The sequence below is a fragment of the Saccharothrix longispora genome (genome assembly GCF_031455225.1).
Lineage (GTDB): Bacteria > Actinomycetota > Actinomycetes > Mycobacteriales > Pseudonocardiaceae > Actinosynnema > Actinosynnema longispora.
This window is the reverse complement of sequence record NZ_JAVDSG010000001.1, coordinates 6,374,769-6,401,017: the sequence shown is the minus strand read 5'-3', so window position 1 is coordinate 6,401,017 and position 26,249 is coordinate 6,374,769. Positions and strand designations below refer to the sequence as shown.

18 protein-coding genes and 1 tRNA gene are annotated in these 26,249 nt (G+C 70.0%); 8 read left to right on the top strand and 11 right to left on the bottom strand.

Features of this window, described 5'->3' with window-relative positions; translation table 11 throughout:
- Positions 1–40: 40 nt before the first annotated feature.
- The 5 genes from J2S66_RS27220 to J2S66_RS27200 form a co-directional block, all read right to left on the bottom strand.
- Positions 41–3,268, bottom strand: a complete 3,228-nt coding sequence (locus J2S66_RS27220) for an LCP family protein (protein WP_310310119.1) — start codon at positions 3,266–3,268, stop codon at positions 41–43.
- A gap of 321 nt (positions 3,269–3,589) precedes the next feature.
- Positions 3,590–4,456 carry a GGDEF domain-containing protein gene (locus tag J2S66_RS27215; protein WP_310310118.1) on the bottom strand — a complete coding sequence of 289 codons (867 nt, stop codon included), beginning with the start codon at positions 4,454–4,456 and terminating at the stop codon, positions 3,590–3,592.
- 199 nt (positions 4,457–4,655) lie between these two features.
- The gene (locus tag J2S66_RS27210) at positions 4,656–5,114 is read right to left on the bottom strand and encodes a hypothetical protein (RefSeq protein WP_310310117.1); all 459 of its coding nucleotides are present in this window, start codon (positions 5,112–5,114) and stop codon (positions 4,656–4,658) included.
- Positions 5,107–6,252 carry a tRNA dihydrouridine synthase DusB gene (dusB, locus tag J2S66_RS27205; protein ID WP_374726135.1) on the bottom strand — a complete coding sequence of 382 codons (1,146 nt, stop codon included), beginning with the start codon at positions 6,250–6,252 and terminating at the stop codon, positions 5,107–5,109. The genes J2S66_RS27210 and dusB overlap by 8 nt, the downstream gene beginning before the upstream one ends.
- A gap of 55 nt (positions 6,253–6,307) precedes the next feature.
- Entirely contained in the window at positions 6,308–6,805 is a 498-nt protein-coding gene (locus J2S66_RS27200) for a GNAT family N-acetyltransferase (protein ID WP_310310115.1), read from the bottom strand.
- Between the two features lie 106 nt (positions 6,806–6,911).
- Here J2S66_RS27200 and J2S66_RS27195 point away from each other — a divergent pair.
- Positions 6,912–6,987: transfer RNA gene (locus J2S66_RS27195), tRNA-Lys, on the top strand.
- Positions 6,988–7,103: 116 nt separating this feature from the next.
- Here the strand turns inward: J2S66_RS27195 and J2S66_RS27190 are convergent.
- Both J2S66_RS27190 and J2S66_RS27185 read right to left on the bottom strand, forming a co-directional pair.
- Positions 7,104–7,643, bottom strand: a complete 540-nt coding sequence (locus tag J2S66_RS27190) for a helix-turn-helix domain-containing protein (protein WP_310310114.1) — start codon at positions 7,641–7,643, stop codon at positions 7,104–7,106.
- Positions 7,640–8,011 carry a hypothetical protein gene (locus J2S66_RS27185; protein WP_310310113.1) on the bottom strand — a complete coding sequence of 124 codons (372 nt, stop codon included), beginning with the start codon at positions 8,009–8,011 and terminating at the stop codon, positions 7,640–7,642. The genes J2S66_RS27190 and J2S66_RS27185 overlap by 4 nt, the downstream gene beginning before the upstream one ends.
- Positions 8,012–8,330: 319 nt before the next feature.
- Between J2S66_RS27185 and J2S66_RS27180 the strand changes: the two genes are divergently transcribed.
- Positions 8,331–9,629, top strand: coding sequence for a helix-turn-helix domain-containing protein (locus J2S66_RS27180; RefSeq protein ID WP_310310112.1), 1,299 nt, complete (start codon positions 8,331–8,333; stop codon positions 9,627–9,629).
- 21 nt (positions 9,630–9,650) lie between these two features.
- Here J2S66_RS27180 and J2S66_RS27175 read toward each other — a convergent pair whose 3' ends face one another.
- The 3 genes from J2S66_RS27175 to J2S66_RS27165 form a co-directional block, all read right to left on the bottom strand.
- Positions 9,651–10,298: an HAD family hydrolase gene (locus J2S66_RS27175; RefSeq protein ID WP_310310111.1), complete on the bottom strand. Its 648-nt coding sequence runs from the start codon at positions 10,296–10,298 to the stop codon at positions 9,651–9,653.
- A gap of 303 nt (positions 10,299–10,601) precedes the next feature.
- Positions 10,602–13,397: an nSTAND1 domain-containing NTPase gene (locus J2S66_RS27170; RefSeq protein WP_310310110.1), complete on the bottom strand. Its 2,796-nt coding sequence runs from the start codon at positions 13,395–13,397 to the stop codon at positions 10,602–10,604.
- Between the two features lie 83 nt (positions 13,398–13,480).
- Positions 13,481–14,446 carry a hypothetical protein gene (locus tag J2S66_RS27165; RefSeq protein ID WP_310310109.1) on the bottom strand — a complete coding sequence of 322 codons (966 nt, stop codon included), beginning with the start codon at positions 14,444–14,446 and terminating at the stop codon, positions 13,481–13,483.
- Between the two features lie 456 nt (positions 14,447–14,902).
- Here J2S66_RS27165 and J2S66_RS27160 point away from each other — a divergent pair, with 456 nt between their 5' ends.
- Entirely contained in the window at positions 14,903–15,196 is a 294-nt protein-coding gene (locus J2S66_RS27160; protein WP_310310108.1) for a CPCC family cysteine-rich protein, read from the top strand.
- Between the two features lie 86 nt (positions 15,197–15,282).
- The gene (locus J2S66_RS27155) at positions 15,283–16,137 is read left to right on the top strand and encodes an exodeoxyribonuclease III (protein ID WP_425566362.1); all 855 of its coding nucleotides are present in this window, start codon (positions 15,283–15,285) and stop codon (positions 16,135–16,137) included.
- On the opposite strand, the gene J2S66_RS27150 is transcribed toward J2S66_RS27155, so the two are convergent.
- The gene (locus tag J2S66_RS27150) at positions 16,134–17,210 is read right to left on the bottom strand and encodes an FAD-dependent monooxygenase (RefSeq protein ID WP_310310106.1); all 1,077 of its coding nucleotides are present in this window, start codon (positions 17,208–17,210) and stop codon (positions 16,134–16,136) included. The two genes, J2S66_RS27155 and J2S66_RS27150, sit on opposite strands and share 4 nt — an antisense overlap.
- Before the next feature lie 249 nt (positions 17,211–17,459).
- Here J2S66_RS27150 and J2S66_RS27145 point away from each other — a divergent pair, with 249 nt between their 5' ends.
- The 4 genes from J2S66_RS27145 (at position 17,460) to J2S66_RS27130 (ending at position 26,221) form a co-directional block, all read left to right on the top strand.
- On the top strand, positions 17,460–18,680 hold the full coding sequence (locus J2S66_RS27145; RefSeq protein ID WP_310310105.1) for a hypothetical protein: 1,221 nt from the start codon (positions 17,460–17,462) through the stop codon (positions 18,678–18,680).
- 80 nt (positions 18,681–18,760) lie between these two features.
- Entirely contained in the window at positions 18,761–19,321 is a 561-nt protein-coding gene (locus J2S66_RS27140) for a hypothetical protein (RefSeq protein ID WP_310310104.1), read from the top strand.
- Between the two features lie 22 nt (positions 19,322–19,343).
- Entirely contained in the window at positions 19,344–21,341 is a 1,998-nt protein-coding gene (locus J2S66_RS27135) for an SPFH domain-containing protein (protein WP_310310103.1), read from the top strand.
- Entirely contained in the window at positions 21,338–26,221 is a 4,884-nt protein-coding gene (locus tag J2S66_RS27130; protein WP_310310102.1) for a DNA repair ATPase, read from the top strand. The genes J2S66_RS27135 and J2S66_RS27130 overlap by 4 nt, the downstream gene beginning before the upstream one ends.
- Positions 26,222–26,249: the final 28 nt, after the last annotated feature.

The window sequence follows — 26,249 nt, the reverse complement described above, 5'->3', positions numbered from 1 at the left end:
CCCCGGTGAACCCGGGGTGAACCCGAAACGTCCAGTTCGCTCAGGCACAGGGGTCCTCCGCCGCGTTGACGACCTCCAGGTCCTTGGGCGGCTGCGGCGTGCCGGGCTCCTGCTGCCCGCCTCCGGCTCCCGGCGCCCGCACGACCTCGTCCCAGCCGGACCCGATCAGCAGTTCCACCGCGCCGCCCATGGTCGGGTCGGCCACCAGCGTCGCACCGGGGATGGACGCGGCCAGCGTCGCCGCGACGTCCTCGCCGCCCGTGTAGTACTTGATGATCGTCTTCTCGGCGGCCTCGCCGTTGCCGCGGAAGACCACCTCGTAGCCCAGTTCCTCCAGGGCCAGCTTCGTCGAGTTCGCGAGGCCGGGCGAGTCGGGGTCGCCGTTGAGCACCTTGACCTTGAGGCCGTTCGGGTCGACGACCTTGCCCGGCTCGGGGCCCGCGGGCGCGGGGGTCGGCGCGCCGGACGTCGTGCCGGCCGCCTGCGTCGAGGGGTCCGGCTTCTCGTCGGGCAGCGGCGTGCCGTCGATGATCGACTGGAACAGCGCCTTGGTCTCCGCCTCGCGCAGCATCTCGATGTTGTCGTCGTTCGACAGCGTCGGGCCCTCGTCCGTGTAGTGCGGGACGGTCACGAAGCTGACCCGGCCGGCGTCGAGGCTGCGCAGCGACTGCGCGAGCGTGAGCATGTCGTTCACGCCGATGTTGTCGCCCACGGTGGCCGCGGCGAACGCGTTGAGGAAGCTGTTGAGCTTGCCCGGGTTCAGCAGGATCTCCGACGACAGCGCCTTGCGCAGCAGCGCGGACAGGAACTTCTGCTGCCGCGTCACGCGGTCGTAGTCGCCGAACTGCTCGCCGGACACCTTGCGCGCGCGGACGTAGTCGAGCGCCTTGCCGCCGGTGATCTGGAACCGGCCCGCCTGGTCGAAGATCGTGCCGAGCTCGTCGTCGACCATCGGCTTCGGCACGCACACCTCGACCTCGCCGACCGCGTCCACCATGCCGCGGAACCCGTTGAAGTCCACGCTGATGAAGTGGTTGATCTCCAGGCCGGTCAGCTCGGTCATGAACTTCGCCACGCACCGCGGGCCGCCGTCGGAGTAGGCCTGGTTGGCCTTCGCGCCCTCCAGCGGGTCGAGCTGCGTGCCGGTGTACTGGCCGGTGCCGGAGTCCCACTGCTCGCACGCGGGCCGCGTCACCGTCAGGTCGCGCGGAACCGAGACGACGACCATCCGCTTCCGGTCGGCCGGGATGTGGGCGAGCATCAGCACGTCGGACCGCGCGCCCGGCGCCGCCTCGGTGTCACCGACGCCGTCCTGCGTCTTCGCGCCCGCCCGGCTGTCCGAGCCGACGATCAGGAAGTTCTCGTCGCCCAGCTGCTTCTCGGCCTCGTGGACGGCGGCGGAGTTCGAGCCGAGCGCGTCGACCTCGACGAACTTGCTGTCGATGTAGAGCATCGCGCCCCAGCCGAGGCCCGTGGACACGAACACCAGCACGGCCGCCGCCAGCGAGACCACCTTGACCGTGCGCACGATCCTGCTGTGCTTGGCCGTGCGGCCGCGGCGACGGGGGCCGTCGTCGCCGTCGAGGACGGCGACCGGGGAGGCGTACTCGGTGGCGTCGTCGTCGTGGTCGGCCTTCCACGGCATCAGCTTCTGCCGGCGCTCCTTGCGGAGGCGCTCCTGCTCGGCCAGTTCGTCGTGGACGGCGGAGAAGCGGGCCAGCGTGTGGTCGACCTCGCGACGCTTCTTGACGTCGTCGCTGATGGCCTCCATCTCGGTGGTGAGGCTGGCGGGGTCGATCTGGTCGCGCGGTTCCGGCCCGCTCGGCGGGGCGGCTTTGGGCGGGGCGGCCTGGGGTGGCGTGACCGGGGGTGGCGCGGCGTGGGGTGGCGCAGCGTGGGGCGGCGTGGCCTTGGGGGGCGCGCCCGCACCGAGGCGGTCCGCGATGGCGGGCTGCTCGGCCACGTCCTCGGCGAAGCGCCGACCGGGTGCGTCGGGCGCGGCCGGCGGCCCGGCGACAGGGCCGGCGGGTCCGGCGGCGAGTCGGCGTGGCGCGCTGCCGTGGTCCTGTTCGTCCACGGGGCTGCCGACGGGGCGGCGGGGGCCTGCCGGGGCGCCGGGGGCGAGTCGGCGCGGCGCGCTGCCGTGGTCCTGCTCGTCCACCGGGCCGCCGGCGAGGCGGCGGGGCCCGGCTCCGCGGTCGAGGTCGTCGGGTGGGCCCGCGAGTCGGCGCGGGTCGACGGGCCTGTGGGCGTCCGGGGGCACGGGACGTCGCCCGGTCCCCTCGTCCGGCCGGGGACCCATCGGACGCCTGCCGGTGCCCTCACCGGGGCGGACGGGCGGTTCCGGCCCGTCCTCGGCGAGTCGGCGCGGCGCGTTGCCCTCCGCGAACCGGCGGCCCGCGGGGTCGCCCTCGACGGGCCGGCGACGCGGGCCGGCACCGTCCGGGGCGCGTCGGGGATCGACGTCCTCAGGGCGCGGAGCCGGTCGACGAGGACCGTCCGGCGGCTCGGGCCGGGCACGGCGACCGGTGTTCTCGCCCACGCGACGTGGGACGTCGGCCGCCGGGTCGTCCACGGGACGGCGGAGGTCCGGACGGGGCAGGTCCTGCCTGGGCGCGTCCTGCCTGGGCGCGTCGGGCCGCAGGGCATCCGGTCGGGGAGCATCCGGCCGGGGAGCGTCGGGCCGAAGCCCCTCGGGCGGCACGGGGCGCGCACGGCGGCCGGTGTGCTCACCGGGACGCGGCGCGTCCGGGCGCACGGGAGGCGGCGGAACGGGGCGCTGCGCGTTCGGGTCGCCCTCGGCGTAGCGGCGCGGCGGTTCCGCGGCGCGCCTGCCGCCGCCGGGGGCCTCCGGCGGCTCCGGGCGTGCCCGCCGACCGGTGCCCTCATCGGGGCGTCGGACCTCGGCGGGCCGGCTGTTCGGCGCGCGGCGCGGGCCGTCCTCCGGCATCGGGCGGGGTGTGCGCGTGCCGGTGCCCTCGTGCGCGGGCGCGAAGAAGTCGTTGGGTGCCGCGGGGCGCCTCGGCGGCTCGCCGCTCGGGGCCGGGGTGACGCGGTCCGGCGCGGACGGCGTGAAGTGGTCGGGCGCGGCACGTCGGCCGGTGCTCTCCGGCGCCGGTGGTGGCACCGGCGACCGCGGGCCGTTCGGCGCGGGTCCGGCGGGCGGCACGGGCGGTTCGGGCGCGGCGCGTCGTCCGGTGTCCGCGGGGCCCGGCGGGACCGGCCGGGGGATGTTCGTGCGGCTGTGCTGTTCGAGCAGTTCGGACACGCTCAGCCCGCCATCGTCAAGCGACCTGCGGCGACGTCCGGTCGGCTGGTCGTCCTGCGAGGCGTGGTCTCCACCGGGTCCGGGGCCGCCACGGCGGGGCTCGTCGGGCACCCGGGCTCCCTTCAGCTTCGGTCACTAGTGGGTCGTCATCACGAGTTGACGACAGCAAGGACACAGTGGTTGCACCAACGGCGTGTCACTTGCCTTGGCGATACTACGGATGACCGCCAGTCCTGACGACCACTCCCGGTGATACAGGGGTCCGTAGTACTCGGTTACGCGCAGCAGGCTACGCCCGAAAGGGTGAGTAACCAGTAGGTATCAGTAACCGACTACCCGCGATTCGGCTATCCCACGTCGCCCGGAAGCGGCACCCGCGAGACGCACACGGCCGTTCTCGCGGTAGGCCACCGCGTTGCGTCCTGACTGCTTGGCCGTGTAGAGCAGGCCGTCGGCGCGGAGCAGTTGCTGCTCGGGGGAGACCGGCGGGCGCGTGGACGTGTCCGCGGCCGGCGGCTCGTAGGCCAGCCCGACGCTCACCGTCACCCGCAGCCCGGCCGCGAGCGACGACCAGGAGTGACGCTCGACACGAAGCCGCGCGGCTTCGGCCACCGCGACGGCTGTCGCCGCCTCGACGTCCGGCAGCACGAGCACGAACTCCTCGCCGCCGTACCGCGCGCAGAACGCACCCTCCGGCAGCTCCTCCTGGAGCAGTTCGACGACCTGTTGCAGCACCCGGTCGCCCAGGACGTGCCCGAACGTGTCGTTGACCTGCTTGAACCAGTCGAGGTCGATCAGCGCGATGGCCAGGCTGGACGCGGCGGTGCCGCGCGCGGCGACCATGTCGACCAGGCGCTCGTCCAGGTAGCGCCGGTTGTAGCTGTCGGTGAGGCTGTCGCGGAGGCTCTGCTCGCGAGCCTCGGCGTGCTCGCGCCGCAGCCGGTCGACCTCGCGGCGCAGCTGCTCGGGCACCTGGGGCTCCTCGTCCTGGTCGGCGTAGACCAGGTCGAACGCCGAGCGCAGGTGCTGGTACGCCTGCCGCCACTGGCCCCGGGAGGCGAGCAGGGTGGCGATCGACTCGTGCAGCTGCACCAGGCCGCTGCCCTCGCCCTGGGACGACGCGGGCACGCCCACCGCCGGCTGGCTGTCGCTGTCGAACTCGGCGACGTCGGGTCGCAGTGCGGTCATCGCGCTCACCTCCCTACTTGCCAGGTGTCGTCTGTTACGACGCGACGCTTGAGCCGGCAGGACGCGTCTACTAGTGATTTCCCTCTACTGGTTGACCGTGCACTGCTCCGAACCGGTGACGTTCGGTGATCAACTGGGGGAGGCGTGTGCCGAGCGTGTTTGAACGCCGCGCGCGACGGCCGGTCGGCGCGGGAGACGGTCAGGTGGCGCAGGGGGCGAAGCCGTAGGCCTTGCCGTTGAGCAGCACCACGTGCTGGGAGCCGATCTGGTTGCCGACCTCGCTGCCGTCCTGCACGACGGTCAGCGTCACGGCCACGACCAGCACCACGCCGCGCGGGTGCTCGTCCGCGCCGGGCGGCGTCCACTCCGGGTCGAGGCGCAGCGTGGACATCGCCGGCTGCACCTTGATCGTGCCCGCGGGCAGCCGGCAGTCGTCGTCGCGGAAGTCCGGGTGCTGGGTGTCGGTGAGCAGGTCGCGCTGCTCGGTCGTGCCCTGCGTGCCGGCCTCGTTGAGGTCCTCGAAGTAACCCTCGACCAGCTCGCGCTCCACGTCGCCGACCTGGAGCGGGCGCGGCGTGCCGGCCACGGTGGCACCGCACGCCACCAGCAGCAGTGCGCACACCGCGGCCATCGCGCCGCGCAACCGCACGTCAGCCACCCGAGTGCATGTCTTCGGCGTCCGGGACCATCGCGTCCTCGGGGTCGGCCAGCCACCCCTCGGGCAGCACCACACGTGCGGGTGAGCCCTGGCGACCGCGCGGCTCGTCCGCGCTGTCCGGGAACGGCAGGTCCGGGTCGAGCCGGCCGACCAGGTCCTCCAGCTCGACGAGCGTGGACACCATGGCGAGGCTGCGCCGCAGCTCCGCACCCACCGGGAAGCCCTTCAGATACCAGGCCATGTGCTTGCGCAGGTCGCGGATGCCCTTGTCCTCGCCGAGGAAGTCGGCGAGCAGCACACCGTGCCGCAGCAGCACCTCCGCCACCTGGCCCAGGCGCGGACCGGCGGGGATCGGCTCACCGCGGAACGCCGCCTGGAGCTCGCCGAACAGCCAGGGCCGCCCCAGGCAGCCGCGCCCGACGACCACGCCGTCGCAGCCCGTCTCGGCGACCATGCGCAGGGCGTCCCGCGCGCTGAAGACGTCCCCGTTGCCCAGCACGGGGACGTCGGTCACCGCCTCCTTGAGCCGGGCGATGGCCGACCAGTCGGCCCGCCCGGAGTACCGCTGCGCGGCGGTCCGCGCGTGCAGGGCGACCGCCTGCGCCCCCTCGTCCGCGGCGATGCGCCCCGCGTCCAGGTAGGTCAGGTGGTCGTCGTCGATGCCGATGCGGAACTTCACCGTCACCGGCACCCCGGCGGGCTCGGCGGCCTTCACGGCGGCGCGCACGATCCGCCGGAACAGCTGCCGCTTGTACGGCAGCGCCGCCCCGCCGCCCTTGCGCGTCACCTTGGGCACCGGGCAGCCGAAGTTCATGTCGATGTGGTCGGCCCGGTCCTCGCCCACGATGATCCGCGCGGCCTCCGCCATGGACGTCGGGTCGACGCCGTAGAGCTGCATCGAACGCGGCCGTTCACCTTCACCGAAGGTGATCATCTGCATGGTCTTGGAGTCGCGCTCGACGACCGCGCGGGCAGTGATCATCTCGCACACGTAGAGCGAGCTGGAACTGCCGAACTCGCGGCAGAGCTGCCGGAACGCGACGTTCGTGATGCCCGCCATCGGCGCGAGCACGACGGCGGGATCGACCAGGTACTGGCCGATCTTCAAGGGCTTGGTGGCGTGCAGCGCGGTCGACATCATCCCCATTGTCACCCAGCGGCGTGAGTGGCGGTCACCACACGCCGACACCCGTTCACCCGGCCGAGGGTGTGGACTCCGGTTCGAGCGCCCAGTCGTTGCACCGGATCGGCGTGCCCGGCGGGTACTCGAAGTCCACTTCCCCCACCAGCGCGAACCCGGTCCGCCGGCACACGCCGTTGGACGCCGCGTGGTCGACCTTCGGGAACGCCCGCACCGACCGGCCGCCGTCCACCGCCCAGGCGGCCACCGCGACCTGCCCCGCCGCCGCCGACGCCACCCCGCGCCCCTGGAACCCGGGGAGCACGCTCCACCCCACCTCCCACACCACCGAGCCGCCGAAGGTCCGCTCCCAGAACCCCACGCTGCCCGCCGGCACCCCGTCCACCTCCACCCGGAACATCCGCCCCGCGTCAGGCAGCAGGTACCGCCGGTGCCGGTCGAGCAGCCGGTCCCGGGGTTCCGGCCCGCCCAGGTACGTGGTCATCGCGGGCGAGTTCAGCCGTTCGAGCAGCGCGAAGTCGGCCTCGGCCCACGGTTCCAGGGTGATCACGGGTCCACGGTGCCGGCGGGGTCCGACAGTGCCGTGATCACGCTCCCGCCGCGACACCCGCAACCACCGTCGAACCGACCCCCGCCCGTCCACTACCCTCGACCGCGGGCCGCTAGCTCAACTGGCAGAGCAGCGGACTTTTAATCCGTTGGTTCAGGGTTCGAGCCCCTGGCGGCCCACCAAACCCCCAGGTCGACGGCCTGGGGGTTTCGCGTCTCACGATCGACGCTACTTCTTCGCCGCACGTTTCGGGCTTCTCGACGGGTGACGCCTCGCGCGGGCGGATCGAGTGAGCGGTTCACTCCGCCGCAGCCGGTCCGAGCCCGTCCTGCTCCTGGCCGTCAGCGGTCTCGTTCACGGGTTCCTCGGGGGAGGTCGTCGGCCTGTGTCGCCCTCCGCTCGCCGTCCTCGGTCGGCGGTGGAGTGCTTGCGGCATGTGTCGCCGGGGTATGCCCGTGTAGAGGGCGAGCCCGTCGAGTGCCCGCATGTCGGGTGTCAACGCGGTGCGGAGCAGCGGGTCGAACGGGTCGACCATCTCCCGGTGGAGTTCCGCCACGTCCGCCAGCAGGTCCAGCATCGGCAGGCCGAGCACTTCGCAGTACATGGCCAGGCTCGCCGGGCTCGGCCCACGGCGTCCGTTCTCCACCTTGATCAGCAGCGCTTGCGACACGTCGAAGTGCTCCGCGATCCTGGCGATCGAGACGCCCTGCCGCTCCCGCAATTTCCGCAGGTGCGCGCCCAACACCGCGTGGTAGAGCGCCCGCCGCGCGGGTCGACGCCGGGTCATCCGCCGCCCGATCTCACCGGCTGCCTCGACCTCCTCGCCCACGACGGTCACCGAGTGCGCCCCTCGATCGTGCTGACCTCGGTGAACGCTTCCGCGTCGATCGTGGACGGCTTGTCGTTCTCCCGTTCCGCCGCCTCGGCGACTTCCTCGGGCGTGGTGCCGAGGGTGGCAGCCAAGGCCTCGAAGTCCAACGGTGCGAGCCTGGTCAACGCCTCGCACCGGTCGGCGAACGTTCCTGCGGCTTCCGCCAGTTGGCGCGCGAACCGGATGGCCATCTCCGCCCCGCCCTCGCGCCCGGCGATCTGCACCGTCATCCGCGCGTCACCGGACGAGATCACCAGGGACGGGTGTCCCTGGGCGCGCTCGACCACGCCCGCGTCCGCGTCTTCCTCCGGCTGGAGAAGCACGTACAGCCCCATCGGCCTCACCTCCGCGTACACCTGGGACTTGCTCGTCCAGGTTCGCCCGCGCGGAAGATCATTCCGATACGACCTGCTGTTCAAATAAATACCTCGACCACTAACCGCAGGTCAGCGCCGTAACAGCCCAGTTACACTCCGAAGTGGTCAGAGCCGGTCTCAGGGGGTGAACAGGGAAGTGAACACGTCGAAGCGGCGTTGCAGCACGTGCGACACCCTGTTGGCCAGTGACAACCGGGGCGCGCTCTGCGGCCGGTGCACCGCCTCCTCAGCGCTCCGCGCACCCAAGCTTCCGCCGGAGTTCTGGGCACGTCCCACGGTGCGTGAGGCGTTCGAGACGCGCAACATCGGCCGGATCTTCCGCGCCTACCGCCAGGCCCAGAGCCCCACCGTGCCCCAAGCCACCCTCGCCGAGTGGCTCGACCTCACCCAGGGCCGAGTGAGCGAACTCGAACGCTCCCGCCGCCCGATGAACGACCTCGAACGGCTCGAACGCTGGTGCAACGCCCTCCACGTCCCGCACCACCTCAGGTGGTTCAACGGCGGCATCCGCGAGGTCCACGACGTCCAGGAGCTGTACGCCAGCCGCACCGTGGACCCGGCCCCGGCCTACGCGCCCAACCAGTCGTGGGCGCCGGTCGACCAGGCCGCGCCCCAGCAGTTGGACATCGTCCACGTGGGCATCCCACGCCTGCGCCGCTCGCTGGACATCCTCGACATCCCCGACGACGGCCCCACCCGCAGCCTCGCCGAGCTGCGCACCGCCGTGACGCTCGTGAACGAGCACCGCCTCGAAGCCCGCTACGGCGAGCTGGTGCGCCACCTACCCGGTCTGCTCGGCGAACTGTCCCGAGCCCGCCAACTGCCCACCACCGCCGACCGCCGCCAGGTCGCCACCCTGCTCACCCTGGCCCTGCGCGCAGCCGACGGCGTGGCCTACAAGTACCGCTACTTCGACCTGTCGGCCCGCCTGATCGACCTTATGCGCACCACCGCCCAGGAAGCCGACGACCCGCTACTACCGGCCGCCGTCTCCTACGTCCGCACCGAGACGTTCTTCGCCAGCGGAGACCTCCACACCGCCGCCCGAGCCCTGGAACTGGCCGCGGACCAGATCCCCACCCGAGCCCTCAAGCAGGCACCGACCGCAGCGGCCTTCGGCGCACTGCACATGCGCGCCGCCGTAGTAGCCGCCCGAGCAGGCAAAGCCGACATCGCCGCCGACCACCTGCTCACCGCCCGCCACGCAGCCCACGCCGCACCCGAAGCCATCTACCTCGGCACCGCCTTCGGCCCTGCCTCCCTGCGCATCCACGAACTCGCGGTGGCCGCCGAGCTGCGCGACCCGACAGGCATCCAACGAGCCGCCACCTGGCACCCACCAGACGCGCTCCCCGCCGAACGCCGCTCGCACTACTACATCGACCTGGCCAGAGCCCAACTCGACCTCGGCCATCACGAAGACGCCTACCTCTGCCTACAGACAGCACGCCAAGCAGCCCCGGAACACACCCGCGCCCACCCTCAGGTGCGCCAAGCCCTCTCGGTCCTGCTGCGCACCCACCCCACACTCAGCTCCGACCTGCTCGACCTGGCCGCCTGGGCCGGGGCACGCTGACCACTGCCTGCGGCCACCACCTCACGCTGTGCCCAGCAGCTCCGGCAGGTCGTGCAGCGAGTCGATGACCCAATCCGCGTCACGCCGCACCAGCGGGTCATCAGCCCACAGGTAGCCCCACGGTCCGCGCCGGATCAACGCCGTACGCAGCCCGGCTGCCTTGGCCGCCACCACGTCGTTGTCCCGGTGATCACCGACGTACAGCACATCTTCGGCCTCAGCCGCAGGCGTCATCCCCACAACCCGCTCGAAGAACTCCGACGCAGGCTTGGCGATCTCCCACTCTCCAGACGTGGCGAGCCCGTCGACCGGCAGCTCCAACCCGCGCAGCAGCTCAGCCGTCCGAGCAGTCTGGTTCCCCGCAACCCCCACCCAGAGCCCAAGCTCCCGAAGCCGAGCCAACCCGCTCCGCACATCCGAGTAGAGGTCAGCGTCCTCGATGCGCTCACCCAACCCAGCCTCTTCCCGCAACCACCGCTCACGAGCCACGTCGAACCCAGGCCGGAAGTACTGGAACGTCTCAGCGTTGTCCCGCCCCGCCGCAGTCACCGCCCCCAGCACCGTCGAGAAGGTGTGCCGGGACACCCCGATCCAGTCCGCCCAAGCACCCCACTCCCGCGAATCGTCCAGCAAGGTCTCACCGACGTCGAACACCACCGCAGTGACCATGACCTACTCCTACGTCATCAGCGTCCACAGCGCGACAACGCTTCGGCTCGACTACGTGCTCTGACCGCCTCGACCTCGGTGTTCAGAGTTTCTTTTCTTCATCAAGGCGGCCCCCTGCGGGGGCCGAGTGTTTGGCCTGACGAAGTGGTTCGGGCGCTCGGCTGCCGCGCCTGTGGACAGCTCGATGCCTTGGCGGCATCGACCAGCCCACAGGCTTGCCCACGAAAGAAGGTGATCACATCTTTCACGCGGTAGGGTGTTGGCTCCATTGGTCCGCCGTGACTCACGACGCGGCGGGGCTCCTTAGAATAGCCGCTCAGCCAAACTGTCATCATGAAACTGGGCGACAGATTCCCCGTCCGAACGTCGTATTTGCCTTCGGGCTGTCAGTACGCTGACGCCAGCCGCTTTGGCCCAACTTCTAAAAGCGCCCCCCACGTCGCTTACCGTGACCGGTTTCCAAGCTGCGCCCACAGCCGACTTAATGATCGATCCTAGCTTCGGATTTTCCACCTTGGGATCAGCGTCGAGTTCGGCAAGTGCCTGCGCTCCACCGGGTAGGGCACGAAGTGCCTCGAGCAATCGTTCCTGCACAATGCTGCCGCCCACAACAACTCCTGGCAAGGACCTGTAGCCGTCTGCATCAGACCAAGAGACCAGGTTCAACGAAGCCAGTGCCGCAATGAACTTGCGTTCGTCACGGGATAGTTCAGGTATGCTCCGCGGACGAATGCTAAGCTCTTTGAGGAGACGAAGACACGGGCCCGCCGCGTAGTGGACGGAATATCCAGAGCGACTTCGGGAAGCTCGATCTGACGCGAGTAGTCTTCCGTTGCCATGGAACCCTTCGGGTGGAACTACCAGGTAGCTTCCTTGCACGTGTGCCAGCCCGCAGTAGTCGAACCAGTATGCGAATGCACGCGCATACATCAACCACGTCTTCTCTTGTGCATCGACGGCCGGAAAGATGCTTGGCAACTCCCGCGCAAAACTGCCGAGGAGAACGCGATCACCGAGACGTTCAGCTAGAGCTATAAACAGCGAGTACGCTCGATGGCGACGTAGGGCACGGTAGACGCGTGCGCGAATTTCTTCCTCTGGATCTGCTGCTGCAATAATTTCTTCGAGAAGCTTTACCCGATGCGGTTCGTATATCGTCAGTCCAAACAGGCGGAGCTCTCTCCACAGGTTGTACACCAGTTGCGGACTTGCGCCCAAAGTGCTGCAGAGATCTTGTACGCTCATGTTGCCGCCTGCATCCATTACAGGTATGAGCAAGCGAGCGACAGAACTGGGGTTCTGACGTACAGTATAAGAGTCTTCAATGGGGATTCTGCCAGTATTCAAAAAATCTCGAAAGATATCCCAGTAGGTGTCTAGCTTGTCGCCAACCGCCACTACTAGGCGGCTGTCCAACAACGATTGAACTATATTCCCATCATACTTTTCCGTGACTTCGGTGGCTGCAATCGGCGCAAATCGGGCGACATGCCTCACCGCTTCGTTCTCCACCGGTGACAGGCCTGCCAGGTCGGAGTCAAATAAGCTCTGAACGTTCAAGGCCTCGCTTACTAGGGTTTCCTGCGACTTTCCGTTCTGTTTGATTTCGAGAATCACATGGTTTCCGAGCTTCTTGAAAAGCCATGGTAGACCCTGTGAGTACTCGCGTAGACGCTGACGCAGATCCAGTGAAAGCTTCTGGTCCAGAGATTTTTCCAGTCGGCGCAGGAGCGTCTCGATCTCGCGCGATCCCATGGGCCCCAGCGAAATACGAACGCTGCTGGACCGTATCTCATCCCGCAATTGATATGGATGCGACTCTGTCCACGTAACCAGATCGGTTTTCCATGCGAAGCCAACGACCAGTGGGCACGTAGCGTCATTTAATAGGAGTACGAGGTTGCGGAACTCGCGAGTGGTCGCCTCGTCCTGGAATACGTTTTCAAACTGGTCGAAGAAGATTAGAAGAGATGCATCTCGCTTCCATGCGCTCCGCTCGAAGGTAGAAATCGCGCTTTGGAGGCTGGCCCAGGATGCATTCGATGGGAGGTCGATAAGGTGAGTTGACTCGGCACCGACACCCGCCTCCCGAAGTGCTTCCACAACGAAGTTAGACGTGACGGCAGTTCTGCTGTCGATAACGACGGCGTAACCACCCTTTTGCTCTGCCAACTGTTTCGCTTGTAGAGCGAGGGAGCTCTTTCCCCAGCCGGATTGAGCGTTCAGGACGAAGCAACCCCGCTTGCCTCTTATGACAGCTTCGACTTCTTGAAGGAGCGCCCGCCTGCCTACAAAGAACTTTGGAGAAGCGGGGAACTGATATTCGAAATCCGATGAGCTTCCTCGTACGGAAACGATCACGGGAGGAGGGCTTTCGTCTTGATGACGGATCAATGTACGGTCAGGCGTCGATCCGACCGCTTTTACCGAAAGCCCAGAAGCATAGGTATCTGATGCCAGGAGATCTACGACGTCTGGCGGTACTGGTGCGCCAGCCTTTGGACCCCAAACCACGATGTGGTCCGTTCGATGGGTCGCTGGATCGAGCATCTTGGCGCAACTGTACAGGCCATACTTCGTGATCAGCACCGCATGGTCGCTAGATAGCGCACTTTCGACCTCTGTCACACTGCGACGCACGAGACCACGGTCAATTAAAAGTTCCACGATGGAATGGGCATTCAAGTAATGAAACTTGTTGTCCTTTGCCAACGCCTTGCGTGCAACCTCTTCGCCCTGAGCGACGAGTCTTGGCAGCACGCATAGGTAACCGTGCACATCTTCATCGTGATCGTATCGAGCGAGTTGTAACTTGCCAAGGAATGAGGTGCAGACTTGGGCTTTGACTTGTGCCGTGTAAGCCTTGCACTCAACGATGGCCATACTTCGGTTGAAGTCGCTCGTGGCTGTGACATCGAGTTCGATTCCATCGGCCGTCGGGTTGAGACGATCTCGGTGGGGTTTGTTGTATCCGAACGCATGGAGGAGCTGTGCGATAAACTCCTCGAACAAGTGCCCTTTAGCGTTGCTGACCTCAGAGGTGGTGCTGCCATGCGCTAGAACAAGGACCGTGTAGTCTTCAACCGCGATGCGTTCCATGCATGTGATATAGCTCTGGCGCTGCCCGATGTTACAGCGATGGTGCATTCTGGAAGCACCACCTTATTAACTAGCGCCGTAGATCAATCGCTCTGCGGGTCGTCCTGCTCTTCTTTTACCTCAAGGTCGTCCATGGACTTTTTGGGCGGACTCCATGTGCCAGTTGCGTAGTCAATGAGTCGCTGCAATCGTTCTCGTGGCCACTGCTCAAACTTCTCGTCGGACTTCCAGCCACATGTCACGCATTCGTCGTGCAGCAGTGTGCCGAAGTGTCCATTACGTTCAACAAGTTCGCTGCTTTCTTCAACCACCTGATATGAGTCACATTCTGGGCAGCGCTGGCCTCCAGCCTGCTCATGACTAACACGCAACAGAGTGAAGGTCTTTAGCAACTGCTGGGTAGCGCCGAGCACGATCTCGGCATCCAGTTCAGTCGCATCAACGTAATGCTGCAGCCATACTGTAAGATCCCAAGTCTTTTCAGCGATCGCTGTCAAGTATCTGCGAAGTCGAGTAGTCGCGGTGAGGCTATTCGCGAATATTTTCAGCCACTCTTTGGCGTTCGCATCCTGCGGCCGTTCACCGGGGATACGTACCCAGCTAGCATCCATGTGATCTCGGACCAGCGCCAAGAGGACTTCGCGGCAGCGTATACCGACCGCTTGGAAATCTTCAGCTTCCTCTGCAGTGGCCATCGCGTCGACGGCTCCAACATACCGACGCCAAGCCCTTCCTGCATGTTTCACCTGCTCTTCGTCAGGTTCCATGTTGAATTGTTCGCGGACGACAATGTTATGACCAAGATGGTAAGTGAACACTTGCTCGATACTTTGAAACTCATCCTGTGAGTACAGGTTAGTGAAGTCAGTGATAACCCACCATCGTTGACCGCTCGCCATCCATACGTCGTATATATCGTGCTTTCGGCCAGCGACCCTCCGCCTGCTCACCTTCTGTACAAGGGTTACTTCGTCGCCGGACTCTCGTGGTGTCTGGGACGCCACATAGTTACGGATCTGACGCTCTTCCAGTTCGGTCATCGCGGGCATGGACCGATCATCGCACCATGGCCGCATAGAACCCACATCGGTTGCCAGGTCGGGCGATGAGCCCTGACAGGGCTGGCGTGGGCAAGATCAGAGCCCCCAGTTACCCCCCACAAATGACGAAAGACAACTGGAGCCGACTGTCTACAACGACCCTTTGCTCCTGCGAAGGAAGCAGCTAGTGGCAGGTATCCGCAGACTTTGGCGGTCAACCAGGAGAAAGATTCACGAACCGTTGGTTCAGGGTTCGAGCCCCTGGCGGCCCACCAAACCCCCAGGTCGACGGCCTGGGGGTTTCGCGTCCCACGATCGCCGCCACCCCTTCGCCACACCTGGGTTCGAGGACTTCCGGCCGGTGGCAGCCCTGGCGAGCTGCTTCCGCCGTGAACGGCCGGACGCACGACCCCGTGACGCTCGTTCGGCCACCTCCGCCCGGTCGCGGGTGTGACCATGTGCGGCATGTCCCACGAGGCGTTCCCCAACGTCGTCCGCGATGCCGAGTCCGGCCCGCACGCCTGTCCGTGCTGCGGCTTCCTCACCCTCGCCGAGCGGGGCGGCTACGAGATCTGCGACGTGTGCTTCTGGGAGGACGACGGCCAGGACGAGCACGACGCCGAGCAGGTGCGCGGCGGCCCGAACCGCGGGCTCAGCCTCGCCGAGGCCCGCCGGAACTACGCCCGCACCGGTGCCGCCGACCCGCGGGACCTCAAGCACGTCCGACCGCCGAACCCCGTCGAGTACCCGTCCCCCTGACCGCCGGTTCACGGGAAGGCCCGAGCCCGCTCCGCCACCGGGGCGCTGACGGGCGGGCGGACCGGGAGCCCGTTAGCTTGGGACGGGTGCGTCTGGCTACCTGGAACGTGAACTCGGTCAAGCAGCGGGTGCCCCGGTTGTTGCCCTGGCTCGACGAGCGGCGCCCCGATGTCGTGTGCCTTCAGGAGACGAAGCTCGCCGACGAGGCGTTCCTCGCGCTGCTCGGAGCCGAACTCGCCGAGCGCGGGTACGAGGTGGCCGTGCACGGGCAGGTGCAGTGGAACGGGGTGGCGATCCTCTCGCGGGTCGGGGTGGAGGACGTCACGGCGGGGCTGCCCGGCGGGCCGGGGTTCCCCGAGCAGGAAGCCCGGGCGGTGTCGGCCACGTGCGGCGGGCTGCGGGTGCACTCCGTCTACGTGCCGAACGGGCGGGAGGTCGGCTCTGACCACTACCGCTACAAGCTGGAGTGGTTGGCCGCGCTGCGGGACGTGGTGGCGGACGGGCCCGAGGACGTGGTGGTGTGCGGGGACGTCAACATCGCGCCCGCCGACGCCGACCTGTTCGACCCGGCGGTGTTCGTCGGGCACACGCACGTGACGGACGAGGAGAGGGCCGCGTTGGGGGCGCTGCACGACCTCGGGTTGCGGGACGTGGTGCGCGACCGGTGGCCCGACGAGCGGATCTACACGTACTGGGACTACCGGGCCGGGATGTTCCACCGGGACCTCGGGATGCGGATCGACCTGGTGCTGGCCTCCGGGAACGTCGCCGGGCGGGTCGAGGCCGCCTGGGTGGACCGGCAGGCCCGCAAGGGGACGGGGCCCAGTGATCACGCCCCGGTGGTCGTGGACCTGGACGAGGCGCCTGACGGGAACGCGGGTCCCGTGGTCCCGCCGCCGTCCACGCCACGCACCAGGAAAACCGTGAAGCCCCCGCGTTAGCCGGCCAGTTCGTCCGGTTCCAGGTCGTGGCTCCACGGGCGCTCGGGGCGTGGGCGGAGGGCGAGGGCCACGCGGAGGGCGGTGTCGCGAAGCGCGGTGCCCCGTCCCGTCGTCGCCAGGACGTTGAGGCGTCGTGACAGGAACGCGAGGCGTTGGGTGCGGCGGCGGCGTGCCCGGTCATAGGCGCGCAGGGCCGCCCTGGTGTCCGGGGCCGTGAGGCACGACGCCAGCACGACGCCGTCGACGATCGCCTCGCACGCGCCTCGGCCCAGGTCGGGGGTCGTGGCGTGGGCGGCGTCGCCGAGCAGTGCCACGCGCCCCCGCACGTAGGTGGGCAGCGGGGGCAGGTGCAGCGGGTCGTGCCGTGACAGGTCGGTGGACTCGGCCAGGAGCCGCGGGATCGGGTCGTGCCAGTCGGCGAACAGGCGGGCCGGGTCGTCGGTCGTGCGGGTGGCGGCCGGGGTGTGCGGGTCGGCGCTCGGAGCGTGCGGGTCGGCGACCAGGGCGTGCCAATCGGTGCGGCCGTCGGCTCGCGGGGTGAACCGCACCTTGGCTCCCCTGCCCCACGTCTCGCCCCCGGCCGGGACCGGCACGGTGGAGGTGCCCCGCCACGCGACCGCGCCCACCCGGCGCACGCCGGTGCCGAACAGGGCCGCGCGCACGCCGCTGTGGACGCCGTCCGCGCCGATCACCACGTCGAAGGCCCCGGTGGTGGAGAGGTCCGCGGGCGAGGAGAAGCGGATCGTGCCGGGCGGCAGGGCTGACGCCAGCACGCGCAGCAGTTCGGGCCGCGTGACCAGGTACGCGCCGGCCGCGCCCAGGACGCCCAGCGCCGTGCCGTCGGGGCGGCGCACCGGCACGTCGGGGTGGCGGAGTGCGGTGCGGCGGGTCTTGTCGCCGACGCCCAGGGAGTCCAAGGCGCGCAGCGCTCCAGGGGGGAGGCACAGGCCCGTGCCGGTGGACGGGAGGTCGGACCCGCGCTCGCGCACGTCCACCCGCCAGCCGGCGCGGTGCAGGCCGACGGCCGCCGTCAGGCCGCCGATGCCGCCGCCGATCACCAGTGCGCTGCGCACGACCGCAACGTACTACGGCGGTGGCGCGCGGAGTGATGCCGAAGCGTTCGCCGCGGCCGTCGACGGGCTGGTGGCCCGGCTGGCCGCCGACGACGGCCGCCGACGACGGGCTGCCGACCACCGGCCGGCGGGGCCCGCGCCCGGACCCCGAGCCCGCGGAGCGGTCCGGGCGGCGCTTCGGGGGCTCCTCGCGGGCGGGCCGCGCGGTGGACATCATGTGGCCGACCGCGGACCAGAGGAGCAGCAACCGTGACCGATCGCGTGACCGAGGCCTACTTAGCCGACGAGAGCCTGCACGGGGTGATGGGGCAGTTGGACCTGCCGCCGCACTTCGCCGCCAACTACGGGCACCGCCTCGTCGGCCGGCCGTTCTTCCTGGAGGAGGCCGTCGCGCACGAGATCGCGGCCGACCTGCTCGACTTCTTCCAACTGCTCTTCACGCTCCCCGGCCGGTTCTTCGGCGGCAGCACCGCCCGCTTCGCCGAGGCCCTGGGCCTCCCGCCCGCCGAGGCCGCGCTGATGAGCGCCGAGCGCCCGCCGATGCACGGCCGCGCGGACATCTACCGGGTCGGCGACCGGTTCCGGCTGCTGGAGGTCAACGCGGGCGCGCAGCTCGGCGGCCCCGACCTCGGCGAGCTGTCGCGCGCCATCCACGAGGCGCCGGTCCTCGCGCCGTTCGTCGCCGAGCACGGCCTCGCCTACTTCAACCCGATCGGGCACCTGCTGGACGCGGTGGGCCGGGACGGCACCATCGCGTTCGTCGAGGAGGGCGGCATGCTCGCCCGGTTCGCCAAGGGGTTCGCGAGCATCCGGGAGGCGTGCCGGCGCGAGGGCGTGGACGTGCTGCTGGGGGAGCTGCACGAGCTGACCGAGCGCAACGGCCACCTCCACCTGCGCGGCACGAAGCTCGACGTGGTGGTGCGGTACTTCTCCGTCACGCAGGCCGTCGGCAAGTCCGACGTGCTGGTGAAGGGGCACCGGACGCGCCTCTACACGCCGTTCGCCAGCCACCTGTACGGCAACAAGTCGACCCTCGCCCTGCTGTCCGAGCGCCGTGACGAGCTGGAGGACGACGAGAAGGCGTTGGTGGACAAGCTGCTGCCGTGGACCCGGTACCTGCGGGACGTGCCGCGCGACGAGGTGCGGGCCCGGCGGGAGGACCTGATCGTCAAGGCGGCGGGCGAGTTCGCGGGCACCGGCATCCACCCCGGCTGGCTCGTGGGCGACCGGGAGTGGGCGGAACTCCTCGACGCCGTCGAGAAGGAGCCGTACGTGGTGCAGGAGCGGATCAGGCCCGACCCGGACGTGGTGCCCGGCGATCCCCGGCCTTGGTTGACGACGTGGGGCTGGTTCCTCACCGACGCCGGGTTCGCGGGCATGAGCATCCGGTCGATGCCGTTCGAGGACGGCGCGGTGGTCAGCTACGCGGGCAACCCGCTGACGAAGGTGTCCGGCCTGCTCGTCCACTGACCGCGCCCGCCCGACCGCGTTCCGTGAAAGCACCCCCCGACCGGCGGGAAGACCTCTAAAATCCGGACAAAGGGGGGTGCATGGGGGAATTCTTCGCGGCTGCGCTGACCTTCCCGGCCGTCGTGCCGAGCGTCCTGCTGGTGGTCGTCGTGGCCTACTGGCTGCTGGTCGCGTTCGGCGCGGCGGACGCGGACTGGGTGGAGCTGGACATCGGCGGCGTGCCCGCCACGGTCGGCCTGTCGCTGCTGGTCGCGTTCTCCTGGTTCGGTTCCCTCGCGGGCACCGTGCTGCTCGCCCCGTCGACCGGCGTCGGGTTCGCCGTGCTGGGCGGGTCGCTGCTGGTGGGACTGGTGCTGACCAGGCTGCTCATGGCACCGCTCAAGCGGCTCTTCCCGGACGACCCGCCCGCCTCGCGCCTGGACTTCGTCGGCCGCCCGTGCGTCATCCGCACCGGCCGCGTCACGCAGGCGTTCGGCCAGGCCGAGGTCACCGCCGCGGACGGCTCGTCGGCCGTCGTGCAGGTCCGGCAGGCGGGGAACGACACGCTGACCGCCGGCGTCACAGCGCTGATCTTCGACTACGACGTGGACGGCGAGTTCTTCTGGGTCGCGCCGATCTGGAGCGGCCACCACCCGTCGTAGCCAGAACAAGGGGGTACCACTGATGGACGTCATCACCACCGGCTTCGGCATCCTCGTCGCCGTCGTCGTGGTCGTCGTGATCGCGCTGCTGATCCTGGTCAGCCGCCTGTTCCGGAAGATCGAGCAGGGCAAGGCCCTGATCATCTCCAAGGTGCGGAAGGTGGACGTGACGTTCACCGGCGCCGTCGTGCTGCCCGTGCTGCACCGCGCGGAGGTCATGGACATCTCGGTGAAGACCATCGAGATCCGGCGGGCGGGCCAGGAGGGCCTGATCTGCCAGGACAACATCCGCGCGGACATCCGCATCACGTTCTTCGTGCGCGTCAACAAGACCGTCGAGGACGTCATCAAGGTCGCCCAGGCCATCGGCACGGCCCGCGCCAGCGACGTGGCGACGCTCCAGGAGCTGTTCAACGCGAAGTTCTCCGAGGCGCTCAAGACCGTCGGCAAGCAGCTCGACTTCGTCGACCTCTACACGAAGCGCGACGAGTTCCGCGACCGGATCATCCAGGTCATCGGCACCGACCTCAACGGCTACAGCCTGGAGGACGCGGCGATCGACTACCTGGAGCAGACGCCGATGGGGCAGCTCAACCCGACGAACATCCTGGACGCGCAGGGCATCCGCAAGATCACCGAGCTGACCGCGATCGAGCACGTCCGCACGAACGAGTACCAGCGCACCGAGGAGAAGGAGATCACGCGCCAGAACGTCGAGGCGCGCGAGACGATCCTGGAGCTGGAGCGCCGCCAGGCCGACGCGGAGATCAAGCAGAAGCGCGAGGTCGAGACGATGCGCGCCCGCGAGGAGGCGGAGATCTCCAAGGTGCAGGCCGAGGAGCGGCTGAAGGCGAACACCGCCCACATCCGCACCGAGGAGCAGTTGGGCATCCAGACGGAGAACAAGGCGCGCGAGATCGCCGTGGCGGAGAAGAACCGCGAGCGCGTCATCGCGATCGAGACCGAGCGCATCGAGAAGGACCGCCTGCTGGAGGTCATCGGCCGGGAGCGGGAGACCGAGCTGTCCCGGATCGCCGCGGACAAGGAGGTCCAGGGCGGGAAGCGGGCCGTGGCCGAGGTGGTGCGGGAGCGGATCGCGGTGGAGAAGACCGTGGCCGAGCAGGAGGAGAACATCAAGCGGCTGCGCACGGTCGAGGAGGCCGAGCGGGAGCGGCAGGCGGTCGTGATCCGCGCGGAGGCCGAGGCGCAGGAGAACCTGGTCAAGGACATCAAGGCGGCCGAGGCGTCCGAGGCGGCGGCGAAGTTCAAGGCCCGCGAGGACCTGCTGCTCGCCGAGGCGCGCCAGCAGGCCGCGGAGCTGGACACGCGCGCGATGATCCGGCTCGCCGAGGGCAAGCAGGCCGAGGTGGCGGCGGCCGGTCTCGCCGACGTGCAGGTGCGCGAGCGCGACGCGGACGCCATCGAGAAGGTGGGCCGCGCCGAGGCCGTCGTGGAGCGGGAGAAGGCCCTGGTGGTGGCGGAGGCGATCCGCGAGAAGCTCAAGGGCGAGGCCGAGGGCCTGTCGGACAAGGCGGGCGCGCTGGCCGAGATGAACCAGGCGACCCGGGAGCACGAGGAGTACCGGCTGCGGCTGGAGGCGGAGAAGGACATCCGCCTCAAGGGCATCGACGTGCAGCGCGACATCGCCCAGGCGCAGGCGGCGGTGCTGGCCGCGGGCCTGGAGAACGCCGACATCGACATCGTCGGCGGCGAGACCATGTTCTTCGACCGGGTCGTCGGCGCCATCACGGCGGGCAAGCAGGTCGACGGGTTCGTGGAGCACTCGGACGTGGCGCGCACGCTCGCCGGGCCGTGGCTGAACGGCGAGGCGAAGTTCACCGACGACATCGGCCGGCTGCTCGGGTCGTTCGGCACGGCCGACCTGAAGAACGTCACGGTGTCCGCGCTGCTGCTCAAGCTCATCAACTCGGGCGGACCGGACGAGGGCAAGCTGCGTGAGCTGCTGGCCGCCGCGCAGCGCCTGGGCGTGGCCGAGCGGCCGGTCGCCTCGCTGTCGTGAGCACCCCCGCGACGACCGCGACCGCGACGACCGCGACCGCGTTGGAGGCGGGCACCTACGAGGTGCTGCGGGCCCGGCTGGCCGAGCAGGCCGCCGGGCTCGCCCGGCGGGCCGAGGCGCTCAACGCGCGACGGCTGGAGGTGTTCGGCAGCACCGAGCTGGCGCTGCTGGGCACCGAGCGCATCCGCACCGAGCACAACTGCGTGCCGCGCGACTGCGTCTCCCTCTCCACGGCCGAGGGGCCGGGGTCCCAGGTGGCCGGCCTGATGTTGTTCGGCTACAACGTGTTCCTCGGCCTCAAGCCGGAGACCGCGGTCCGCGACGTGTTCTCGCTGCACCGCTTCACGCGCGACGGCGACGTGTTCCGCTTCGAGGACGCCGGCCCGGACGAGCTGCCGGGCCTGCTGCTCGACGAGCGGTTCCGGCGCGACTTCGCCGAGCTGTACCGGTACTACCGGGAGACCCGGCTGGTGCAGCTGCGGCGCGTCGGCGGCAGGCTGCTGGCGGTGTTCCAGACCGGCGCGCGCACCGAGGACATCCGGGTGCTGCGCTGGGACGTCGGCGTGGACGGCTCGGTCGCGTACGTGGACGACCGCGGCGAGCGGGACCACGTGTTCCCGCCGTCGCACGACTTCGAGTGGACGCCGACCACGCGCGAGGACCACGTCCTCGGCCGCCACCCGCACATCTCGATCCAGGGCGAGGTGTTCGTCGAGACCCTCGGCGGCGATCTCACGATCAAGGTGGAGGACAACACCGAGACCGGCGAGGGCGTCTACCGGGAGCCGGTGGACGAGCCGCTGCAGTCGCTGGCCGACGCGGACGTGCACTACGCGCGGGTGGGGTCGCTGATCCTGCTGCGCGTGCGCCCGTACAACGAGACGGCGTGGCGGCACCTGGTGTTCAACACGCGCGCGAAGTCCGTGGTGCGGCTGGACGGCATCGGGCAGGCGTGCCACCGGCTGCCCGACGACCAGGGCCTGGTCTTCCCCGGCGGCTACTACCTGACCACGGGGACGTCCAAGACGTTCGACACCGAGGTCGACGAGCTGGAGTTCGAGCGGGTCGTGCGCTCCCCGAACGGCGAGGACGTGCTGTACGTCTTCCACGCCCGCCGCGACGGCCGGTCGCTGCTGCTGCCCTACAACGTGATCCGCAAGGAGGTCGCGAACCCGCTGCCGTGCCACGGGTACTCGCTGTTCGACGACGGCACGCTGGTGGTGTTCCGCGCGGCGGGCGACGAGCCGACCCGCGTGCACCCGATGCAGGTGTGGCAGACGCCGTTCCTGTCCGACGCCTACGCCGCCGCGCAGCCGGTCGGCACGGGACCGCTGGAGCGGGTCGGCAACGCGGACCTGGTGCGCGGCATCTCCGACTGCCTCTCGGTGACCCGGGTCGTGGGCGAGATGGAGCCGTCGGTGCCGGTGTTCGAGGACCTGATCGCCTCGTGCACCAGGGTGTTCGACGCCTACCACTGGCTGGGCGAGCCGGGGCTGGGCGACCTGCGCACCCCGTTGACGCAGGTCCGGGCGACCGCCGAGCAGGTGCTGGACGAGTTCGAGGCGGTGCGGGAGCTGACCGGCCGCGCCGCGGCGGCGCTGGGCGAGGCGGCGGCGGACGTCGCGTCGCTGGTGCGCCGGACGCGCGGCGAGGCGCCGACGACGGCCGACGCGTGGGTGCGGCAGCTGGCCGACCTGCGGCGGGCGCAGGGGCACCTGGTGACGTTGAAGGAGCTGCGGTACGTCGACGCGGCGCGGGTCGACGAGCTGGTCGCGGGCGTGGCCGACGAGCTGGCGGACGCGGGCCGGCGGGCCGTCGAGCACCTGGGCCGCGACGACGCGTTCGCGGTGTACCACGAGCAGGTGGACGCGCTGGTCGCGAAGGCCGCCGACGTCCGCACGGTCGCCGAGGCGGCGCCGGTGGTGGAGGAGCTGGGCGAGCGGCAGCGCGGGCTGGAGGTGCTCACCGAGGTCGTCGGGTCGCTGGACATCGCCGACGCGACCGTGCGCACGTCGATCCTGGAACGCGTCGGCGAGGTGCTCGCCGGTCTCAACCGCGCCCGCGCCACCGCCGACGGGCGCCGCCGCGCGCTGCTGGCCACCGAGGGGCGGGCCGAGTTCGCGGCCGAGTTCGCGCTGCTCGGGCAGGCCGTGACGGGCGCGCTGGCGGTCGCGGACACCCCGGAGCGGTGCGACGAGCAGCTGGGCGCGCTGCTGCTGCGGCTGGAGGGGCTGGAGTCGCGGTTCGGCGAGTTCGACGACTTCCTGTCGCGGCTGGTCGGCAAGCGCACCGACGTGTACGAGGCGTTCTCCTCGCGCAAGCAGGCGCTGCTGGACGACCGGGCCCGCCGCGCCGACCGGCTGGTGGCGTCCGCGGACCGGGTGCTGGCGAGCGTGACCAGGCGGGTCGCGTCACTGGCGTCGCTCGACGAGGTGAACACCTACTTCGCGTCCGACCCGATGGTGGCGAGGCTGCGGTCGGTGGCCGCCGAGCTGCGCGGGCTGGGCGACGGGGTGCGCGCCGAGGAGCTGGACGGCCGGGTGCTGGCGGCCCGGCAGGAGGCGGGGCGCGCGCTGCGCGACCGGCTGGACCTGTTCGACGGCGACACCGTGCGGCTGGGCCGGCACCGGTTCGCGGTGAACACCCAGCCGCTGGACCTGACCCTGGTGCCGCGCGACGGCGGGCTGTCGTTCGCGCTCACCGGCACGGACTTCCGGTCGCCGGTGCGCGACCCCGCGTTCGACGGGACCCGGCCGTTCTGGGACCAGCTGCTGGTGTCGGAGACCGGTGACGTCTACCGGGCGGAGCACCTGGCGACGTCGATCCTGGCCGAGCGGCCCCTGGACGACCTGCTCGCGGCGCAGACCGAGGGCCGGTTGCCGGACCTGGTGCGCCGGGTCGCGGAGGCCCGGCTGGACGAGGGCTACGAGCGGGGCGTGCACGACCACGACGCGGCGCTGGTGCTGGACGTCGTGCTGCGCCTGCACGCGGGCGCGGGCGTGCTGCGCTTCCCGCCGTCGGCGCGGGCCGCGGCGCAGCTGTTCTGGGCGTCGCTGACCGACGACGAGCGGACGCGGTGGCAGCGCCGGGCCGGGTCGCTGGGCCGGGCGCGGGCGGTGTTCGGGCACACCCGCGCGATCGACGAGCTGTGCGCGGAGCTGGCCGCCCTGGCCGGTGACCCGCTCGCGGGCGAGTACCTGTTCGAGGAGCTGTGCGGCGGACCCGCCGGGTTCGCCACGAGCGCGGGCGCGCGCGCCCTGGTGGACGCCTTCCACCGGGCGCTGGGCGGGCGCGGCGAGTTCGAGGAGGACCTGCGGGCCGCGGCGCCGGCGGACCGCAGGCGGCTCGTGGAGGGCTGGTACGAGGCGTTCCTGGGCGGCCGGCCCGAGGGGGAGCGGCACGACGTCCACCTGCCCGAGGCGGTGGCCGTGGAGCTGTGCCGCGACCTGCCGCGCCACGACTCGTCGGCGCAGCTGTCCGCGACCGCGGACGGCCTGCTCGGCACGCACCCGCGGGTCGTCGACCGGAAGCTCGACGTGCGGCTGGACGAGCTGCTGGCGCGCACCAGGGCGTTCCGCGAGGAGCGGGTGCCCGCGTTCCGCGCCTACCAGCGGCACCGCACGGAGGTCGTGGCCCGCGAGCGGGAGCGGCTGCGGCTCGACGAGCACCGGCCGAAGGTGATGGGCGCGTTCGTCCGCAACCGCCTGCTGGACGAGGTGTACCTGCCCCTGATCGGCGACAACCTGGCCAAGCAGCTCGGGGCGGCGGGCGACGGCAAGCGGACCGACCAGATGGGCCTGCTGCTGCTCATCTCGCCGCCCGGCTACGGCAAGACGACGCTGGTGGAGTACGTGGCCGACCGGCTCGGCCTGGTGCTGGTCAAGGTCAGCGGGCCGGCGCTGGGGCACGACGTGACGTCGGTCGACCCGGCGGACGCGCCGAACGCCACCGCGCGGCAGGAGGTCGAGAAGATCTCGTTCGCGCTGGAAGCGGGCAACAACGTCCTGCTGTACCTGGACGACGTGCAGCACACCTCGCCCGAGCTGCTCCAGAAGTTCATCTCGCTGTGCGACGCGCAGCGCCGCATGGAGGGCGTGTGGGAGGGCCGCACCCGCACCTACGACCTGCGCGGCAAGCGGTTCGCGGTGTGCATGGCGGGCAACCCGTACACCGAGTCCGGGCAGCGGTTCCGCATCCCCGACATGCTCGCGAACCGCGCGGACGTGTGGAACCTCGGCGACGTGCTGTCCGGCCGCGAGGACCTGTTCGCGCTGAGCTACGTCGAGAACGCGCTCACCTCGAACCCGGTGCTGGCGCCGCTGTCGACGCGCGACCGCGGCGACGTGGAGCTGCTGGTGCGGATGGCGCGCGGCGAGGCGGTGCGCGCCGACCGGCTGGCCCACCCGTACCCGTCGGTCGAGCTGGAGCAGGTGCTGTCGGTGCTGCGCAAGCTGTTGCGGGTGCAGGAGGTCGTGCTGGCGACCAACCGCGCCTACATCGCGTCGGCCGCGCAGTCCGACGACGCGCGCACCGAGCCGCCGTTCCTGCTCCAGGGCTCCTACCGGAACATGAACAAGCTGGCGGAGAAGGTCGTGCCGGTGATGAACGACGCCGAGCTGGAGGCCGTCGTGGACGACCACTACCTGGGCGAGGCGCAGACGCTGACCTCGGGCGCGGAGGCGAACCTGCTGAAGTTCGCCGAGCTGCGGGGCGCGTTGACGCCGGAGCGGGCGCGGCGGTGGGCCGAGGTGAAGGCGGCGTACGTGCGGTCACGGGCGCTGGGTGGCGCGGAGGACGACCCGGTGGGCCGGGCCGTGGGCGCGGTGGGGCTGTTGGCGGACCGGGTGGGCGGCGCGCTGGACCGGCTCGCCGAGCGGTGACGCCCGGACCGGCCCGCCGGTGGGGGCG

Excerpts from the sequence above, each read along its gene's own strand:
- J2S66_RS27215 (WP_310310118.1), bottom strand. The coding sequence starts at position 4,456 with ATGACCGCACTGCGACCCGACGTCGCCGAGTTCGACAGCGACAGCCAG.
- dusB (WP_374726135.1), bottom strand. The coding sequence starts at position 6,252 with ATGTCGACCGCGCTGCACGCCACCAAGCCCTTGAAGATCGGCCAGTAC.
- J2S66_RS27185 (WP_310310113.1), bottom strand. The coding sequence starts at position 8,011 with ATGGGGCTGTACGTGCTTCTCCAGCCGGAGGAAGACGCGGACGCGGGC.
- J2S66_RS27175 (WP_310310111.1), bottom strand. The coding sequence starts at position 10,298 with ATGGTCACTGCGGTGGTGTTCGACGTCGGTGAGACCTTGCTGGACGAT.
- J2S66_RS27170 (WP_310310110.1), bottom strand. The coding sequence starts at position 13,397 with ATGGAACGCATCGCGGTTGAAGACTACACGGTCCTTGTTCTAGCGCAT.
- J2S66_RS27165 (WP_310310109.1), bottom strand. The coding sequence starts at position 14,446 with ATGCCCGCGATGACCGAACTGGAAGAGCGTCAGATCCGTAACTATGTG.
- J2S66_RS27160 (WP_310310108.1), top strand. The coding sequence starts at position 14,903 with ATGTCCCACGAGGCGTTCCCCAACGTCGTCCGCGATGCCGAGTCCGGC.
- J2S66_RS27140 (WP_310310104.1), top strand. The coding sequence starts at position 18,761 with ATGGGGGAATTCTTCGCGGCTGCGCTGACCTTCCCGGCCGTCGTGCCG.
- J2S66_RS27135 (WP_310310103.1), top strand. The coding sequence starts at position 19,344 with ATGGACGTCATCACCACCGGCTTCGGCATCCTCGTCGCCGTCGTCGTG.